The sequence below is a fragment of the Candidatus Limimorpha avicola genome (genome assembly GCF_056978975.1).
In genome coordinates, this window is sequence record NZ_DBMCYK010000014.1 from 1 (window position 1) to 17,712 (window position 17,712).

A 17,712-nucleotide genomic window follows, 5' to 3' on the forward strand; every position below is an offset into this window, starting at 1 on the left:
CCTTTGCGATCTGCTTTGACAATTATTTGACAAATTAAAAAAATGTATATATTTGCAGTCGAAATATGAATCTCAATTACACACTTTTTGAAACACTACCTTCGAACCTATTGGGCTGTGCCAAACAATATGGCTAAAACATCGGTTATTACTTCATGATATTTTCTCGGATAGCAATAAATGAATTATCGAATTTCGAAAAAACATTCCGTTCAAACCTGAAAAATAAACTCCATATCATTCATTATAAATGACATTAAGCACAACATTACCTACCATATCCAATGATTTTGGGTCTATACTTTCTATATCATCTTTCAAAGTATGCCAATGTTCATAAAAGGAGCCATTGGGAGAATCAAATTCAAGATGAATAATATTGATTGTAGGTATTCCGGCTATTTTGTTCATATAATAATGGTCGTCCGTAATAGGATGACCCAATTCATTCAAAAAGTGCATATCATAACCCATTCCGCGAGCCACACGCCATACCTTATTGCTTATATCGGGAGCGAACTGCTGAGAATAATATTCCTTAGGGAAAGACGGATCAGAAACACCAACCATATCGAGCAATATGCCGTAATAGGCAGAATAATTATTTTTATGAGGATATTTGGACCAGTACTGCGAACCTAAACACCAACTGTCTTCCGTATTATATTGAGAAAAACTCGGTGCGCCATAGTCTTCCAAATCAAAAAGCACAATATCAACCCCTATTTTATCGTCAATTTTACGATTATGTAACTGACGTGCTATTTCAAGCAGGACACCTACACCGCTGGCGCCGTCGTTGGCACCGTCAATAGGAGTGTTCCAATTGGCTCTGTCAGGGTCGGCATCAGCATAAGGTCTTGTATCCCAATGTGCAGCAAGAACTATTCTCTTTTTGGCATCGGGATTGAAAACGCCGATGATGTTCTTTCCGTCTATTCCGCGTCCATCAAAAAGACGTGTCCTGAAATTCTGAACATAAACAGTATCGGAAAAACCGTCCAACATGGAGACGAGCCATTCGGCACACTGTTCATGAGCCTTGCTTTCCGGCACACGAGGACCGAAATCTATCTGCTTTTTTACATATCGATATGCAGAATCCGCATTGAAAACAGGAACTATTACTGTTTTTTTCTCTTTCTTCGATTCCGCTGTCTTAGTAGTCTTGTTATCATTGTTACATGCAAACAAGCCCAAAACCATAAACAATATAACAAATTTTTTCATAACATGTCAATTTGGACTGGTGCAAAGATACAACAAAGAATCAAGAAGTAAAACAAAAGACAAACAATAATGTACGTAAAAAACAAGAAATCCACCGTGAAAGTTGAAAACACGGTGGATTATACATGATAAACATAACATTATTATCTCATTCCACCGGCACCACCGGTACTGCCACCACCTTGCGACTCACCCTGAAGAGCTCTGTTTTCAAGTTCCATCTTACCGAAACGCAATACCACACCTACTGAAACAGAACGTGAATTCCACTTGTAAGATGATGTGTAGTGATAATAAGGATTCGTGACATCAGTATCATATTTGTTCCAATTGAAAATATCGGAGACGTTGAGAAAAGCCGACAGTTTGCGTTTGAAAAAATCGGCTCTCAATCCGCAATTTATCATATACGTCGATTTCCTTTCTGAATAAAGCCCTTGTGTAGGTGAACGATAAAAACCTGACGCATGGACTTCGAGTTTGTTCCACAATTTTGTCCATAAGTTCAATCTCAAACTGTAGGATAACATCTCGTCGGAAACAACATCATCTTTATATACTGTCTTATAATATGAGTCATACAAATTGGCATACAATCGCATATTGAACATGGCATTGGGTCGGTATGTCACATTGGCTTCTAATCCATACATCCTCGATTCTCCAACATTAACAGGCTGAGAATAATTAACATAATATCCAAATACATTTCCATCATACATTACATCCGACACATTATCTATAGAATTGTTGGAGAATCTGTAATAACCCGACAATCCTACCGAACCGAACTTATCCCAATATTTGTTCCAACTTCCTTCTATACTGTTCGTTGTAGTCGGAATCAAATCCATATTTCCAATATTCATGCTTGTCTCATCATAACCAATATAATCCGTAAGATTCTGAATATTAGGATTACTAATACGCCGAGAATAACTCAAGCTGAAATTATGCATTGATTTTGTCCTATAAGAAAGATGTAATGTAGGTCTCCAATTCAAATATTCCTTGTTATTTTTGAAATCGCTATAACTCTCAATTTTATTTGTCAAATTTGCATATTCCATTCTTAAACCCGGCTTTATTACAAAATTGCCGAACTTATGTTGAACTGTGACATAAACATCCATCTCATCGGATATGTAATTGCCATCATAAGAACGCCAAATATCATTTATGAATGAATCTCCCGACAAAGTATCATATTTCATAACATCATTTTCATTATCTCTTGAATAGGCAGCACCAACAGATATCTCTCCATTTTTTGAATACGGTATATTATAATCCACATCAAAAGAATAATTAAAATTATTGTATTTGGAGTCGGTGTTTATCTTGGACAGATAATTATAAGGCAAAACATAATTACGTTCATTTTCTGTAAAAGTACCGTAATTGCCTGTTCCTCCACTAACAGTAAATGAAATATTATGACCTTCATTATTGAATTTATGAAGATAATAAGCACCCAAATATAAGAATTTGTAAGAAGCATCATAAGAACTGTTAGTAGAATATGACGCTTCAAAAGGATCAGGGAAGAACTGTTTACGATAATAGTCTCCATCTGTCGAACCGGAACCTTTGGTAGGCCAGAAACTTGTCCAAAACGACACATTATTCATCGAGTCTATATTATAATCCATATTAAAATAAAGACCACCGCCCAAATTCAAATTCGAGCTTTTATTATTGGTTTTTTGAATAGTAACGGTATCTAGACCCGAACCTGTAGGAGAATCGGCAAAATAAAAACCTTCGTCATTAATAATGTTCTCATAATTGCCATAATTGAAATTAGCATAAATATTGTACGATATCTTATCGTTGGACCATACGTATGACACCCATGGGATAATATGAGGACGAGTAGAGAAATTGGTACCGAAGCTGAGAAACTGATTGTTTTGTATCTTGGAATTTGTGACGATATTTATTATACCGCCGTCGCTCTTCGAAGCATAACGGGCAGAAGGATTGGATATCACCTCTATCTTCTCCACAGCAGATGCCGGCATTTGCTGTAAATACGTCTTCAAACTCTCAGAATCGAGACGAGCAGGCTGGTCGTTTATCCAAATCTCTACAGACGAAACACCACGCAGAGAAACGTTACCTTCTACATCGACTTCAACACCGGGAGTATTTTGCAAAGCATCGGACAATGTACCAATCTGTACTGTCGGGTCTTCTTTCACATTATACAATACCTTTTCCCCTTCATTGGCAAAAAGAGGCTTTTTCTCGGTTATCACGACTTCTTCCAACATTGTCACACCGGGTTTTATTTTTATTATTCCCAAATCTACATTGCCTTCTACTTTCAATCGGCGTTTCAATGTCTCATATCCAATGGAAGAAACAAAAAAATCATATTCGCCATTTTTTACATTGGTCATCTCAAAATAACCGTTCTCATTAGACGATGTACCACTGACGAATACTGAATCACTGACTCTCAACAAACCAACATTTACAAACATCAATTTTTCATTATTGATGCTGTCAATTAATGTCCCGGATACGTAATTTTGCGCCATCATATTAATATTCAATAATATAACGACAAATAAGAATGCTGCTCGTTTCATAATTATATTGTCTAAAACTAAATTTTTTAACGTTTATTTATAAAATAATTGTTTATCTGCAAACATTTTTTCAAGAGTCCAAATTTATTCCATTTAACTGTATAATCCAACAATTTTTTAAAATTTTTAAAAAAAAAGTCATTTAATGATTATCAATATACTTATCCTTTTTCTATCGACTGTACTTTTAAAATCATACTGTATTAGTACTCTATTACACTGCAAAATTACAAAAATTTTTTACATGTCAAGAGAAATGTGAAATTTTTTTTACAAAAAAAGCCTGAATAAACAGGCTTACATCATAAAAGGTATGAAAAGAAAGTGATATTCTGCTAATATTATAAGGATGTATTAATAAACATTTCATCATATTTAATAGTCTTCCCATCTTTTTCATTAAAAACTTTTATTTCTGAAAAAACACCTTTTATTTTGCATTCGGTACAATTTGTTGTTATTTTTTTTACAATCATATCACTGTACGACAAATTAGCATTACACGAGTTCAGAATATCATTCATTACAACATCTGAATAATTGGCAGAAATGATTAATGAACCAATATTTCCGGTTACTAAATCACTATAATACAATGACATATCCATATTATTCACATCCTGGAATTTAATATCCGAATAATAAACCGTACCATTGTAACTACTACAATTCATAAAGTTACAATCTGAATAATAGATCGCTGCATCCAAATCGCTTATATTGTCGAACTTGCAATTACCGTATTTCAATTTCAAATCTATTTTATCATAAGAATCCAAGCCACTCAAAGAACCATAATTAATATTAAAAGAGGAAGGTTTATGAACATTCTGCAGTTTAACATCAGCATAATAAGAAGTAACATCCATACTCATATATTCAGGCATTTTTACGTCACAAACGAAAATCAACGTCTCATTGTTATAATTACGATTGTTTCTGTTGTTTTTCATACTTGCATAAAGATATACATCCTTATTCTTTTTATATATATTTACATCAAAAACATCGTCAAATTTAGATTTATCAATCTTAGAATCAGATAAAACTATCATTCTGACATCAATTTCTATTTTGTCTTCATTCCATGTCTTGATATTCAAATTTGAAAATTTACCATCAAAAATAAAACGTGAAGTTTTAGAAACATCAAAAGACTTTTCAATTTTATTGGAATATACAGTATCTTTCTTCCATATCCATTTTTTCCCATAATTATCAAATTCTTCCATGCTATAATCAAATTCTTCCGACAAATTGCCCAATTCAGCAAAACAAGCCGTATCCATCTTTTTCAATATGGGACTATACATTTCAAATACCACATCCAAATTTTCGAATGTCTTTTCAAATCCTTTAAAACAAGACTCTAAATTCATTTTCAATGAATCATTATAATAATGGATTCTATTTTTTTCGAACGTCATATTTTCAAGTTTTTCAGAAAGAGAATCCATATAATAACTTAAATGTTCATTATAATCATTAATAGATTGCATCAACGAATCCAAATCAAAACTATCACATTTATAATTAAATCCACCCATATTGACAACGACAGTATCGTTATTCAAACTGTTGTCAAAGGTTTTTGAAAAGAGCATGTTATCATTCACTGACAATAACAGCAGCATAAAAAATAAAGCAATTTTTTTCATATTATTCATTTTTATCGACATTTTCCAATTTATCTGATATCAAATTAACGACTCTCAATTTTGAGTCATAAACATGTGAAGTGATAGCCATTTGTTTTTCAAAAGGCATTGGAGCTATTGCCGCGAGTTCATCGGAAGTACTGAGTAATTCATCAATGACAAGACTTATCTCATTACGGGTACTGTCATCAACATTTTCAAGTATCTCTTCGAGGCGGAAAATAGCTGATTCCAACTTTTCGTCATAAACGGAGCGCATTGTCTGCAACGCAAGATAATCTTCATCGACAGTTTCCTCCATTTTTTCTTTGTTCAATATCAAATTGTTTACAAGAAAGAACATTATCAATATTGCGGCAGCGGACGACACAGTTATTAAAAATATCTTAAATATATTTACATTATGTTTCTCATCATTAAATTTCAACTTTTCAGTAAATCTTTTTTCATGACCTTCCGGCAAGTCGAAAAAATCTAAAGAATCTCTGTTATTTCTTATTTTATCCTCTATTTTCATAATTCATTTCTTTTTTAAGCATTTCACACAATTTACATTTTGCTCTTACATACTGAGAGCGCACTGTGGAAGATTTCAAATTCATCATTATTGCAATATCTTCAAAATCAATATCTTCAATAAGATGGAGATTAAGAACCATTTTATATCCCGAAGGAAGTTTGTTTATGTTTGACATTAACATTTCCAAAGAACAGTCGTCGTAAAATCCGGAATCATCATCTTGAATATTATCGACATTATCATTCAACTCTGTAAAGAACGGAGTATTTTTATTTCTACGATAGTTGTCTATACAACGGTTTATGGCTATTTTTTTGACAAAGGCTATAAAATCATCAGCATTGCCGTTAAAAGAATTTATTCTGTCAAAAGCCTTCAACACTGCATCCTGCATTGTTTCTTCGGCATCCTGTACATTGGACAGCATACGCAGACATGTATTAAAAACCGGTTTGCTCACTAACCTGTACAATTGAATAATTGCCTTTTTGTTACCATTTTTATACTTCACTATCAAGTCTTCAAAACTCATCTTTCAACCTTTTACACTTTCATAAACGGACAAACATAAAATCTGCTGCATAAAATTATCAAAAAAATGTAAAAATATTCTTTGCTGTCCGGTTAAAATAGTTACATGGAATAATTTGAGCTTTTATTTAAGACAATAATGTATTAGATACGCCATAACATGATGTAACTACATAGAATTTTGTCGGACAGTAATGTTAAAAATTCGAAATGCTCTTTTCCAATTTACATGGATTTATTCAAAACATTCAATTCTCTGAAAGAAATTTATTATTTTATCCATTACTTCACTTTTTTCATAAAAAAACAATGAATAGCACATCAATATTCGCCGTTTTCCATGGCGAAAAGTATGGCTCTATTAATAAAAGTATTGAATGAATAAGTCGTCTTAAATTCTTTCAACACCCAATCTAAAAGACTGTCAGAAAACAAAATATCTTTATCAGCAGGTTCCCAAAGAGACAATGACTTCAATCTAATATAATCGGCATATTTATCATTTTCTGAAAATCCTTTAGGAATCTTGACATATTTCTGAGACGTATCAAGAGTAAAATTTGCCGCAGCAAGAACGGAATTATGAAAAGTTTCACCGTCAGAAACAATATCTTCGCGAATACTTTGCATCATCCAGCTTTCAGGATTATATAAACCGACGAATAATCCGCTACGGCTTAAAAAATCAGAATAATCCGATTCCACATGAAAATAGTAACCAGACAAACCGGAATTTTTACCGCGAGGACATACAAAAATACCTATATGTGTTTTATAAGGTCTTTTATCGTGCGAAAATCTGATATCACGATAAATTCTGTAAGTAGCATCTTTAACTCCTATATTTTTTATACTGTCATCAAATTCAGAGATGCCTTGAATCAGTTGCAATGCAAAGTCATTAATCTTATTTTGAACTTTAAGATACCGGTTTTTATTATTTTGAAACCAATTTCTGTTGTTATTTTCTGCCAATTCATTCAAAAAATCCAAAACTTCTTTCATAAATTCAAAATATTTTGATAATTAAGACAATAAATCATTTTTTAAATAACTGATAAGACCATTGCAAGCATCTTCCAACAAATCCATCACATAATCGAAGCCTTCCGGACCTCCATAATAAGGATCCGGAATATCATCTGCTTTATATTTGACACAAAAATCTGTCAAACGATAAATCTTATTCTCAACAGATGTTTCCGGAGCCATTTTATAAAGACTTTTCATATTCTGTTTATCCATTCCGAAAATCATGTCAAAATTATAAAAATCCTCAATTATTAAAGGTCTCGATAAATGAGTGAGACTATAGCCACGTTTTGACGCATGATCCCTCATACGTCTATCCGGCATTTCACCTCGATGAAAAGACGTTAATCCTGCACTGTCTATATAGAATAATGAAGACAAACCTTCTTTTTCGACAAAAGAACGCATGACTTCTTCGGCAGCAGGAGAACGGCAAATATTGCCAAGACAAACAAACAATATCTTTTTCTTCAACATAATCAAACTATTACAATCTTCTATTACGTATCAAAACCATTACAAAGATACAATATTTTGAAAGAATTTCATGTGAACTACCTTATAACTTTAAAAGTTATACATATATATCGACTTCTGTGGACGAAATTTTTTTGACTGTTTAAATCACTTAAACATGTATGCTTTTATTTTTGCTTAAATTATTAAATGAAAAAATAAATGAATAAGTTACTGTTGATAAGTACTTAAATATTTAATTATCAAAAAAATAAGTTCAATTTTACTGTGTATTTCACTGTAGATAATAGTTCATAAAATCATTTAAATCAGAGTTATCAACATTCAAAACATACACTTTGAATATACTCGAAAAAGTTTTCAATCTTTATCAACAGCATACATGTTAATATCTTTTTGCCATTTGATTAGCAAGTAGATAAAATTAATGTTAAAAAACTGCAATTTGTAAATAATTATAAATTAGAATAAAAGGAAGTGATAAAACAAAAAATATTTTTACCTTTGTAAAAATTTATCAACATTTGCAGTATGAAAAGAATAATTCCTATAGCGAGTGATCATGGAGGTTTTGCCATGAAATCATATTTAATTGAAAGACTGAAAGAAAACGGTTATGAAGTAAAAGACTATGGTTGTTATTCAGATGACAGTGTAGATTATCCGGATATGATACATCCTTTGGCTACCGACATACAAAATGGAAAATATTCTTTAGGAATAATAATATGTGGAAGTGGCAATGGAGCACAGATGACTGCCAACAAACATCCTCATGTACGTGCAGCTTTGTGTTGGAATGTAGAACTCGGAAAGTTGGCTCGTCAGCATAATGACGCCAATATTCTGTCGTTGCCAGGTCGTTTTATCAGCAATGAAACTGCTTGGGATATTGTACAGGCTTTTTTAAATACGGATTTTGAAGGCGGAAGACATATTAGAAGAATTGAAAAAATAGAAAAGTTCTGATTATGGCTGATAAAAGCTTTGAATTTGCCAAAGAGTCTGAGAAAATGGCATCGGATAATGTCCATTATAAAAAAAAGATGGATGAATATGTCTATTACAGGCAGTTTCTTACAGCCGGGAAAGAAAAATATTCCGATTATGAATTGGAGAAATCTCGGGCTTTCAACATCAGAAACAAAGCTTTTAAAAATTATGACAAGTTATTGGTGGATTTTGAAACTAATTTTATTAAGAATGGAGGAAAAGTTATTTGGGCATGTAATGCCGACGAGGCTTTGGAATCTGTTGTTAATATATTAAAAGAAAACAATTTAAAGAATATCGTAAAATCCGACAATTCTGTCATTGATGAGATAAATTTATATGATATCTTGATTGACAGAGGTTTTAATGTTGAAGATCTTGATATCAATGAATATCTTTTAAAATTGGCGGCTGACCGTACAGATTTGAATTTAATCAATTACGATAATAAGACTTCCGCTGATGTATCTCAGATTTTATCTAAAAAATTCAAAAAAGATTTTGCAGATGATGCACCTTTGTTGTTGGAATATGTTACAGACATTTTGAAAGATAAAATTTATGCTGCGGATACGATAATTACCGGTGCTGATTTTCTTGTTTCCGATGATGGAAGTGTTGTAATAACTGAAAATGAAGGCAATATTATTAAAGCGATAAGTCGTGCCGATGTTCATATAATAATTGCCGGAATTGATAAAGTAATACCTTCCTTCAATGATTTGAATGTGCTGCTTCCATTGTCCAAGATTTATGATGATGCCATAGATAATTGTTCTTCAATGATTTCCATAATAAATAATAATACAGACTATGGTAAAAAGCATAAATTGTATTTGATATTGCTTGATAACGGAAGGTCGGAAGTTTTTGCTGAAGAAAAACAGAAGACAGTGTTGACATGTTTACATTGCGGTGCATGTCAAAAGGTTTGTCCAATAACTAACATAATTTCCAAAAGTCTTTATGAAAATTCCAATTACGGTCCTGTCGGCACTGTGTTGATACCTTTAATTAATAAATCTGAAGATTATTCTCATTATTGTAACTTATGTACTTCTTGCGGACAATGCGAAGATGTATGTCCTATGAATATTTCATTTCGTGAGTTGATATTCAGCAACAGGTTGAAATTTGCAAAAAAAGAGAGTATTTTTACTAAAGACGGTCTGTTATATTATTTTATATCCAATAGATTGAAAAACAGGAAGAACATGGAGAAAGGAGGTTATAATATGAAAAATAAGGAATTAAGGATGCTGCTTGGAAAGACGTGGGGAGTCAAAAGAGAGATACCTGTTTTTGCTGAAAATTCTTTTTCTCAATATTGGAAAAAACTTAACGGGTTGGAAAAATAACGGTTATAAACTATTTAAATTTTCTTTTAATTTTTCGTATGCTGTTTCAGGATTGTCTATATTAAGACAAAGACTTTCCATTGGGCATAATCCATCTCCTTTTCTGTTTTTTATCCTTTCTGTCAATAAATCGAAAGATACTGTGATATTGTTTTTTTCGAGTACCATAAGTGCAGGAGTGCTGATTACTAATGCAAATACTTCTTTTACACCACCAAAGACCATCAACAGGGCAGCGGCTTTTCCAATCACTTTGTCTGCAAGTATGGCATTTTTTAAAAAAGAAGGATTATTGTCTATAATTTTTATCAGAGTTTTTACACCTCTGTCGTTGAATGTCAATATTTCTCCCATTTCTGATTGTATGACAATGGAATAATTGTTTTCTGAAAGAATATTCTTCAATTTGTTAATATCTATTAACATTGTCATGATTATTTTTTTAAAGGAGGCATATCATATTATAGAAATAAGACACGCCTCCATTATGTTAGTGTGAAAGATTTATTTTTCAGAACACCATCTCAATATTGCATAACCGGCTATCCATTGAATCAACATACCGGGGATACCTAATCTGAAATCTTGTGAAGCTGACATCAGGGAGCCAGAGAAACACCATTCAGCAACAGTTCCGAAAATCTGGTAAGACAGTACTACCAAAAGAACAATCCATAATGACAATTTATTGTTTTTTTCGGCTATCCATGAAGCTGCAATGGCAAGAAACATGGATTTTATCATTATTCCAGACAATGCTGCAGCGGCAGGCATGCCGAACAAAAGACTGTTGACGACGGGAGACAGTACGGCAGTAATAAGACCTACTTTAATGCCGTATTTGTATGCACCTATCAATGTGAAAAAATATATTGGAAGGAATATTTTTCCGCCGTCAGGAATGAGATGGCACAGTTGCGGCAATATTATATTGCCTGTGACGAACAGTAAAACAAAGAGATAAGTCCTCAACTCATCCAATCCGAGTTTATAAATCTTGATACTTTTTTGCATAATGTTGAAAGTTGTAATTTTAGAATTAGAAAATGTGTCACGACTAAAAAATCATGACACATTTGATAAGTCATCATTTGTTGATTGCAGCTATGCCGGGAAGTTCTTTGCCTTCGATAGCTTCTAACAGAGCTCCACCGCCTGTTGACACGTATGATACCTTGTCGGCGAGACCGAATTTGTTGATACAAGCTACGGAATCGCCTCCCCCAATGAGAGAGAAAGCGCCTTTTTCTGTAGCTTTGACTATTGCTTCAGCGATAGCGCGCGAACCATTGGCGAAGTTGTCGAATTCGAACACTCCGCAAGGACCGTTCCACAATATGGTTTTAGAATTTTCTATCACTTCAGCGAACAATTCCCTTGTCTTGGGTCCAATGTCCATACCTTCCCAGCCTTCCGGTATATTCATAGGGTCAACGATTTGAGTATGAGCGTCGTTAGAGAAAGAGTCTCCTACTACAGCATCGATGGCGAGATAAAGTTTCACTCCCTTGTCTTTGGCTTTAGCCAAAATATCGAGAGCGAGGTCCAATTTGTCGAGTTCGCATATAGAATTGCCTATGTTTCCTCCCAAAGCCTTCTTGAAAGTATAAGTCATGCCGCCACACAGGATGAGGTTGTCAACTTTGGTAAGCAGATTTTCGATGATATCGATTTTTGTTGATACTTTGGAGCCTCCCATAATGGCTGTGAAAGGACGTTTTATATCTTTGAGAACTTTGTCAATGGCGGCTACTTCATTAGACATGAGATATCCGAAAGATTTGTGGTCGCTGTCGAAATAATCAGCTATCAGTGCTGTAGAAGCATGTTTGCGGTGAGCTGTGCCGAAAGCGTCATTTATATAATAGTCTCCGTATGAAGCTAAAGTTTTTGTAAACTCTTTCTGGCTTTCTTTCAGTGCTTTTTTTGCAGTTTCGTAATTAGGATCGTCTTTTTCAATGTCACGAGGTTTGCCTTCCTCTTCTGCATAAAAACGAAGATTCTCAAGTAGTAAGACATCACCTGGTTTCATGTTTTTTACTTGTTCTGCTGCTTTTTGACAATCATCGGCAAAGGCTACGGGTTTTCCGAGTAGTTCTTCCAAATGTTTCAGGATATGTTTTTGAGAATATTTCGGGTCAGGATTTTTCTTAGGACGTCCGAGATGTGACATTAAGATTACCATACCTCCGTCATTCAACACTTTGCGTATTGTAGGAATAGCAGCTCTCATGCGAGTGTCGTCGGTGATGTTGAAATTTTCATCCAAAGGGACATTGAAATCCACTCTCATCACGACTCTTTTGTCTTTGTAGTTGATTTGATCTATGGTCTTCATAATAAATAATTTAAGTTAATATTTGTTTTCTTTTGTTAAAATCTATTATGTTAATTTTTCTTTTGATTTGTTAAGATTTTTAAGCACTTTATATTTAAAATTGGTGGCTTTTGCAGTGGTCATGCAAATATACCAACCGGTTTTGCCATCCAAGAAACCGAGTTTCAGAATATAATTGCGAAAAAAGATATGAAATGGGGACAAAACAGACAACAAAAAGGCATTTTTATGACCTTTTTCATGATAATAATGTCCTCTCATTTCTGCAAATTTAAAGATTTGACGTTCAAAATCTTCAGTAGTATCGAAAGAATAATGAAGCAAATCGCCATTTAGCAAAACATTTTTTGTCTTACAGCTGAATTTCAATGTTTCGTGTATGGAACCTTCCCACTTTCCTATTGTTCTGTTCCATAACCTCGTTTTTCTGTCGGGATACATTCCGCAATGATACATCCATTTCCCGCAGTAATTTGTCAACCTGTTCATTGTGAATATAGTATCGATATCAGTATCTTCATTCTTCAACTTTAATATTGAATTGGAAAGTTTTTCAGAAACCATCTCATCAGCATCAATGGAAAAAATCCAGTCATTGTTTGCCAATTTGTTGGCAAAGTTTTTTTGTTCGGAATAACCGAGCCAATTTTGTTTTATAAAATTGACTCCCAATTCTTTACAAATTGATTCCGTGGAATCGGTGGAGTTTGAATCAACAACAATTATCTCATCTGCAAAAGTCTTGACAGAATTGATACACTGTCGAATTTTTTTTTCTTCATTGAATGTGATAATTGTTACCGATATCTTTTGCATGACATTATCTTTGACTTTATTTCTAATTTCATATAGATACTTCTGCAAAGATAAAACAAAAAAGTATTTTGAAATCAAAAGATTTGTTTAATTTTCATTATGCAAGTCCTGATGATAGAATATGTCAAAGATGGAAAAGTCAGGTATTTTTAATTTGTTTTGTATCTTTTTTGGTAAGTTTAATTATTTGAAAAGTCAGCAAGATAAACATGATGATAGCATTGAAAATGAAAGGAAAGACATTGTTGTCGGTATGTAACAGCGATTTGAAAAAGTCTATGATGAATGGTGCTGTCGCCACTGCAATATAGTTGGCAGTAAAGATATATGACAAATATAATGTTTGCAAGTTCTTTTTTGTTGCCAACAGAGAGGTTGCATCGTAAATCAGAGGCTGCATTATACCATATCCCATTCCTGTCAATGCCGAAGCGATAATGAAAATATATAGATTGTTGAAGGCTGCAATCAATGACAATCCGATTATTATCATGGATATACTTATTGGTTTGATACTTCTTCCAAGAATTTTGACGAGAAAAGTCAGACTAAATCCGGGTATGGTGATAAAGAGGAAAAACACAGATGTAGCAATTCCGACTTGTGTTGTCCCCATTTTGTTGTCCTGCATTAGGAAAGGAAGATAGTATGTTATTGTTATTGCACTGAATGTCAATAAGAAATATACAATTATTTGTTCCCAAAGCAGATTTTTCTGTAATTTCTTGTTTAATGGATTAGCAGAATTTCCGTTTATATTTTCGCTGTTTTTTATGGCATTTGTAATGATTCTTTTAGATTCTGACGTTCTATGTTTGAGGAATGGCGTTAGAATAAGAGGTATGACAGGGATCATATATACAGCAAAAGGCAGATGCCAGTCTATTTTTCCGAGCCAACCTACTAAAAGAGTGGCAGCTACTAAAGACAAGTTGGCTATTCCGGATTTTATTCCGAGTTGTTTTGTTCTGTAAACACCCGTGAATGTGTCCGTTATAAGCCCTGCTGCCAAAGGTATTACTATTCCACATGCTATGCCGAGAAGACAACTGAGTATGATCAGTGTGGTGATGTTTTGTGCAAAAAGATATATTATTCCACAAATCAAATATAATAATAATCCGGTAAATACTAATAATTCCTTGTTTTTGTAAACTGATAACTTTCCTGATAATAAAATAAAAGGTATGATAAAAAAGTTTGGCAATATTGTCAATAATTGGACTTCTAATGTTCCGGCTTTCGGAAAAATTTTTTCGAGACTTGCCAATAGTGGCGAAATGGCCAATCCCGGCAAATTTACAACCAAAGAGATTGACCAAATCGCTATTAAACTGATTAATGGAATGTTACCTTGTCCGGTTTTAATCTTTTGCATATCAATAATTTATCCAAACTTTTGCTGTTATTAAAAGTTGACAGTTAAATTGTATGTTGTTGTTGTTGGTTGAACCTTCGAATGTAATTCCAAAAGGATCGAAATTATATAGTAAATCAGCGATATCCTCATATTGGTTATTTGAATTATTGAAAATTACTGTTTGCCCAAGTTTAAAATTAGTATTATTCATTGTCCATTGAGTTATCGGAGTATTGTTTGTTTTGTTGACTACTACAGTATCCAATCCTATTTCATAGAAACTCAATGTTCCATTAATTACATCGAAATCGTCATTAGTACTTGTAATTTTCATACTGACTCCGGTAACTTGTACTTCTCTGACTCCGTAACGGTAATACCAATAGTCTGCATTATTGGCTGGATTTAGCAATGCTGCCGTGTTGAAAGTGTCCAACATAATTTGAGAATTGAGACTTGTAATGCCTTTAAGGTCTGTAACGAAATATGTTGACATTGTAGCACTGTAGTAAGGTTGATCATCATCGTTACAAGATGTTAAATAAATACCTGATATGCAGGTAATTAATAATAATTTGAATAGTTTTTTCATGACTTTGTTTTTTGTTTGAAAAACAATGTCGCCGAAATAAAGTTTTATTTTTCTTTAAAATTTTCTTTATGTTATTTTTAAAATGTGATTATTTTTGATAGATTTATTGTTTTATGCAAAAGATCCTTTGATTTTATTTCTTGAGAATAATAATTGATGAACAGCATTTTTAAAATGTTTTATATTGTTATAAGAAAACAAGCCAAAAATTTATGTTTTGGCTTGCCTTTTTCTAAAATGAAAGTAGATAAGTTTGTTTTATTCCGATTCTAATTCTACTGCTACATATTCTATTTTTCCACCCAAAGGAGGATTCATTTTCTTAACTTTAACCCGGGCATATTTCACATTTGCAAAATCCCGGCCAACTCTGTTCAATATTCTTCTTGCCAGATGTTCGAGTAGTTTGGAAGGTTTCATCATTTCATCTTTAACAGATTGATAAACAGCAAGATAATCAACAGTATCATTAAGATTGTCTGAATTTTCAGATAAAGAAGTATCAACTTCCATGTTAAGATCCACCTGAAAACGTGTACCTATCTTTTGTTCTTCTTCAAAGCAGCCGTGATAGGCATAGAACTCCATATTTTCTATTGATATGATTGCCATGATATTTATTTTGCCAAAGCTTTGATACCTTTATCTATACGTTTTAATGTCGTTTCCTTGCCAAGGAGGTGAATTATCTCATGGATATGAGGACCTTTGCCGGCTCCCACAAGCATAAGACGCAATCCGTTCATCACGGGTCCCATGCCCAATTCGTTGGAATTTATCCAGTTGTTGAGAGTCTCTTCTATATTGTTCGAACTGAAGTCTTCGATATTATTTATTACCTCTGCTGCCATTTTCATCAATTCCGGCGAATTTTCTTTCCACCGTTTTTTCACTGTCACCTCATCGTATGTCACAGGCTCTTCGAAGAAGAAGAAACTTTGGTCCCAGAGTTCTTTTACAAAGTTGACTCTGTCTTTTACCAAGGCAGTTACTTCATTGACATAGAGTTGGTCAGCGACAATGCCTTTTTCGGTTTTAAGCCATTCGGCATACTCTGCTCCCACCTCTTCGCTCGATTTGCGCATGAGATATTCATGATTGAACCATTTGGTTTTTTCCACATTGAATCGTGCACCTGATTTATTGCAATGTTCGAGTGAGAAAGCCTCAATCAGTTCGTCCATGCTGAAAATTTCCTGTTCTGTCCCCGGATTCCAGCCGAGCAATGCCAACATATTGATAAATGCCTCGGGATAATAGCCGGATTGTTTGTATCCGGACGATATTTCTCCGGTTTTAGGATCTTCCCAACACAATGGGAAAACAGGAAATCCCAATCTGTCGCCGTCGCGTTTGCTGAGTTTGCCATTACCGTCAGGTTTCAGCAACAAAGGAAGATGTGCAAATTCCGGCGCTTCCCAGCCAAAAGCCTTGTATAACAGTACATGCAAAGGCATGGAAGGCAACCACTCTTCTCCTCTGATGACATGGCTTATCTTCATAAGATGGTCATCGACAATATTGGCAAGATGATATGTGGGCATGCCGTCGGATTTGAATAACACTTTGTCATCCAAAGTCTTGGTGTTGACTTTGATATCTCCTCTGATAATGTCGTGCATCTCCACTTCATAATTCTCCGGCATCATGAAACGTACTGTATAAGGAATCCCAGAATTGATGAGATTATCCACTTCATCTTTACTCATGTTAAGACTGTTACGCAAAGTTTTGCGGCTTTCCGCGTTGTAAATGAAAGTCTTTTTATTGCTTTCAGCCTCTGTTCTGTAACGGTCTAATTCCTCAGGAGTATCGAAAGCTATGTAGGCATGACCTTTTGCGAGCAATTCATCGCTGTATTGTTTGTAAAGGGCTTTTCTGTTGCTCTGTTTGTAAGGACCGTAATCTCCGCCGACGATATCGCTTTCATCGAATTTTATTCTGCACCAGTCCAAAGATTTTATGATATATTCCTCGGCACCGGGCACAAAACGTGTTTGGTCGGTATCTTCTATGCGGAGTATCATTTTACCGCCGTTTTTTTTCGCAAACAGATAATTGTATAATGCTGTCCTGACACCACCTATATGTAATGGTCCTGTCGGACTTGGTGCAAAACGTACTCGAACTTTTTTCATCGTATAAACTTTTTGCAAAGATAGTACATTTCAGTTATTGTTCAATTTTTTTTTGATTATGTGAAGTGAAGT

Annotated in this window: 17 protein-coding genes; 2 read left to right on the plus strand and 15 right to left on the minus strand. The window is 33.9% G+C overall.

The genetic code is table 11. From position 1 onward, the window contains the following. Nucleotides 1-237: 237 nt before the first annotated feature. The 7 genes from ACZOVS_RS07125 to ACZOVS_RS07155 all read right to left on the minus strand — a co-directional run bounded on the left by ACZOVS_RS07125 (nt 238) and on the right by ACZOVS_RS07155 (nt 8,045). On the minus strand, nt 238-1,230 hold the full coding sequence (locus ACZOVS_RS07125) for a M28 family peptidase (RefSeq protein ID WP_483996546.1): 993 nt from the start codon (nt 1,228-1,230) through the stop codon (nt 238-240). Nucleotides 1,231-1,373: 143 nt separating this feature from the next. Then, nucleotides 1,374-3,827, minus strand: a complete 2,454-nt coding sequence (locus tag ACZOVS_RS07130; protein ID WP_483996547.1) for a TonB-dependent receptor — start codon at nt 3,825-3,827, stop codon at nt 1,374-1,376. 341 nt (nt 3,828-4,168) lie between these two features. Beyond that, entirely contained in the window at nt 4,169-5,485 is a 1,317-nt protein-coding gene (locus ACZOVS_RS07135; protein WP_483996548.1) for a hypothetical protein, read from the minus strand. 1 nt (nt 5,486) lies between these two features. After that, nucleotides 5,487-6,002 carry a hypothetical protein gene (locus ACZOVS_RS07140; protein WP_483996549.1) on the minus strand — a complete coding sequence of 172 codons (516 nt, stop codon included), beginning with the start codon at nt 6,000-6,002 and terminating at the stop codon, nt 5,487-5,489. Beyond that, entirely contained in the window at nt 5,986-6,537 is a 552-nt protein-coding gene (locus ACZOVS_RS07145) for an RNA polymerase sigma factor (RefSeq protein ID WP_483996550.1), read from the minus strand. Before ACZOVS_RS07145 ends, ACZOVS_RS07140 begins: the two co-directional genes overlap by 17 nt. Nucleotides 6,538-6,857: 320 nt before the next feature. Beyond that, nucleotides 6,858-7,541, minus strand: coding sequence for a DUF2461 domain-containing protein (locus ACZOVS_RS07150; RefSeq protein ID WP_483996551.1), 684 nt, complete (start codon nt 7,539-7,541; stop codon nt 6,858-6,860). A 21-nt stretch (nt 7,542-7,562) separates the two neighbouring features. Continuing rightward, the gene (locus tag ACZOVS_RS07155; protein ID WP_483996552.1) at nt 7,563-8,045 is read right to left on the minus strand and encodes a low molecular weight protein-tyrosine-phosphatase; all 483 of its coding nucleotides are present in this window, start codon (nt 8,043-8,045) and stop codon (nt 7,563-7,565) included. 531 nt (nt 8,046-8,576) lie between these two features. Between ACZOVS_RS07155 and rpiB the strand changes: the two genes are divergently transcribed. Together rpiB and ACZOVS_RS07165 are read left to right on the plus strand one after the other, a co-directional pair. Further along, nucleotides 8,577-9,014: a ribose 5-phosphate isomerase B gene (rpiB, locus tag ACZOVS_RS07160; protein WP_483996553.1), complete on the plus strand. Its 438-nt coding sequence runs from the start codon at nt 8,577-8,579 to the stop codon at nt 9,012-9,014. Between the two features lie 2 nt (nt 9,015-9,016). Next, nucleotides 9,017-10,396 carry an LUD domain-containing protein gene (locus ACZOVS_RS07165; protein WP_483996554.1) on the plus strand — a complete coding sequence of 460 codons (1,380 nt, stop codon included), beginning with the start codon at nt 9,017-9,019 and terminating at the stop codon, nt 10,394-10,396. Nucleotides 10,397-10,399: 3 nt separating this feature from the next. Here ACZOVS_RS07165 and ACZOVS_RS07170 read toward each other — a convergent pair whose 3' ends face one another. The 8 genes from ACZOVS_RS07170 to gltX form a co-directional block, all read right to left on the minus strand. After that, complete coding sequence (locus ACZOVS_RS07170; protein ID WP_483996555.1) at nt 10,400-10,828, minus strand: DUF1893 domain-containing protein; 429 nt, start codon at nt 10,826-10,828, stop codon at nt 10,400-10,402. A 72-nt stretch (nt 10,829-10,900) separates the two neighbouring features. Further along, complete coding sequence (locus ACZOVS_RS07175) at nt 10,901-11,410, minus strand: ECF transporter S component (RefSeq protein WP_483996556.1); 510 nt, start codon at nt 11,408-11,410, stop codon at nt 10,901-10,903. A 73-nt stretch (nt 11,411-11,483) separates the two neighbouring features. Then, on the minus strand, nt 11,484-12,734 hold the full coding sequence (locus tag ACZOVS_RS07180) for a phosphoglycerate kinase (RefSeq protein WP_483996557.1): 1,251 nt from the start codon (nt 12,732-12,734) through the stop codon (nt 11,484-11,486). A 45-nt stretch (nt 12,735-12,779) separates the two neighbouring features. Continuing rightward, nucleotides 12,780-13,550, minus strand: coding sequence for a glycosyltransferase family 2 protein (locus tag ACZOVS_RS07185; protein ID WP_483996558.1), 771 nt, complete (start codon nt 13,548-13,550; stop codon nt 12,780-12,782). A gap of 139 nt (nt 13,551-13,689) precedes the next feature. Continuing rightward, the gene (locus tag ACZOVS_RS07190; protein WP_483996559.1) at nt 13,690-14,928 is read right to left on the minus strand and encodes an MFS transporter; all 1,239 of its coding nucleotides are present in this window, start codon (nt 14,926-14,928) and stop codon (nt 13,690-13,692) included. A gap of 1 nt (nt 14,929) precedes the next feature. Continuing rightward, nucleotides 14,930-15,502: a hypothetical protein gene (locus ACZOVS_RS07195; RefSeq protein ID WP_483996560.1), complete on the minus strand. Its 573-nt coding sequence runs from the start codon at nt 15,500-15,502 to the stop codon at nt 14,930-14,932. Between the two features lie 258 nt (nt 15,503-15,760). Continuing rightward, on the minus strand, nt 15,761-16,114 hold the full coding sequence (gene folB / locus ACZOVS_RS07200; protein ID WP_483996561.1) for a dihydroneopterin aldolase: 354 nt from the start codon (nt 16,112-16,114) through the stop codon (nt 15,761-15,763). A gap of 5 nt (nt 16,115-16,119) precedes the next feature. Further along, nucleotides 16,120-17,640, minus strand: a complete 1,521-nt coding sequence (gltX, locus tag ACZOVS_RS07205; protein WP_483996562.1) for a glutamate--tRNA ligase — start codon at nt 17,638-17,640, stop codon at nt 16,120-16,122. Between the last annotated feature and the right edge of the window lie 72 nt (nt 17,641-17,712).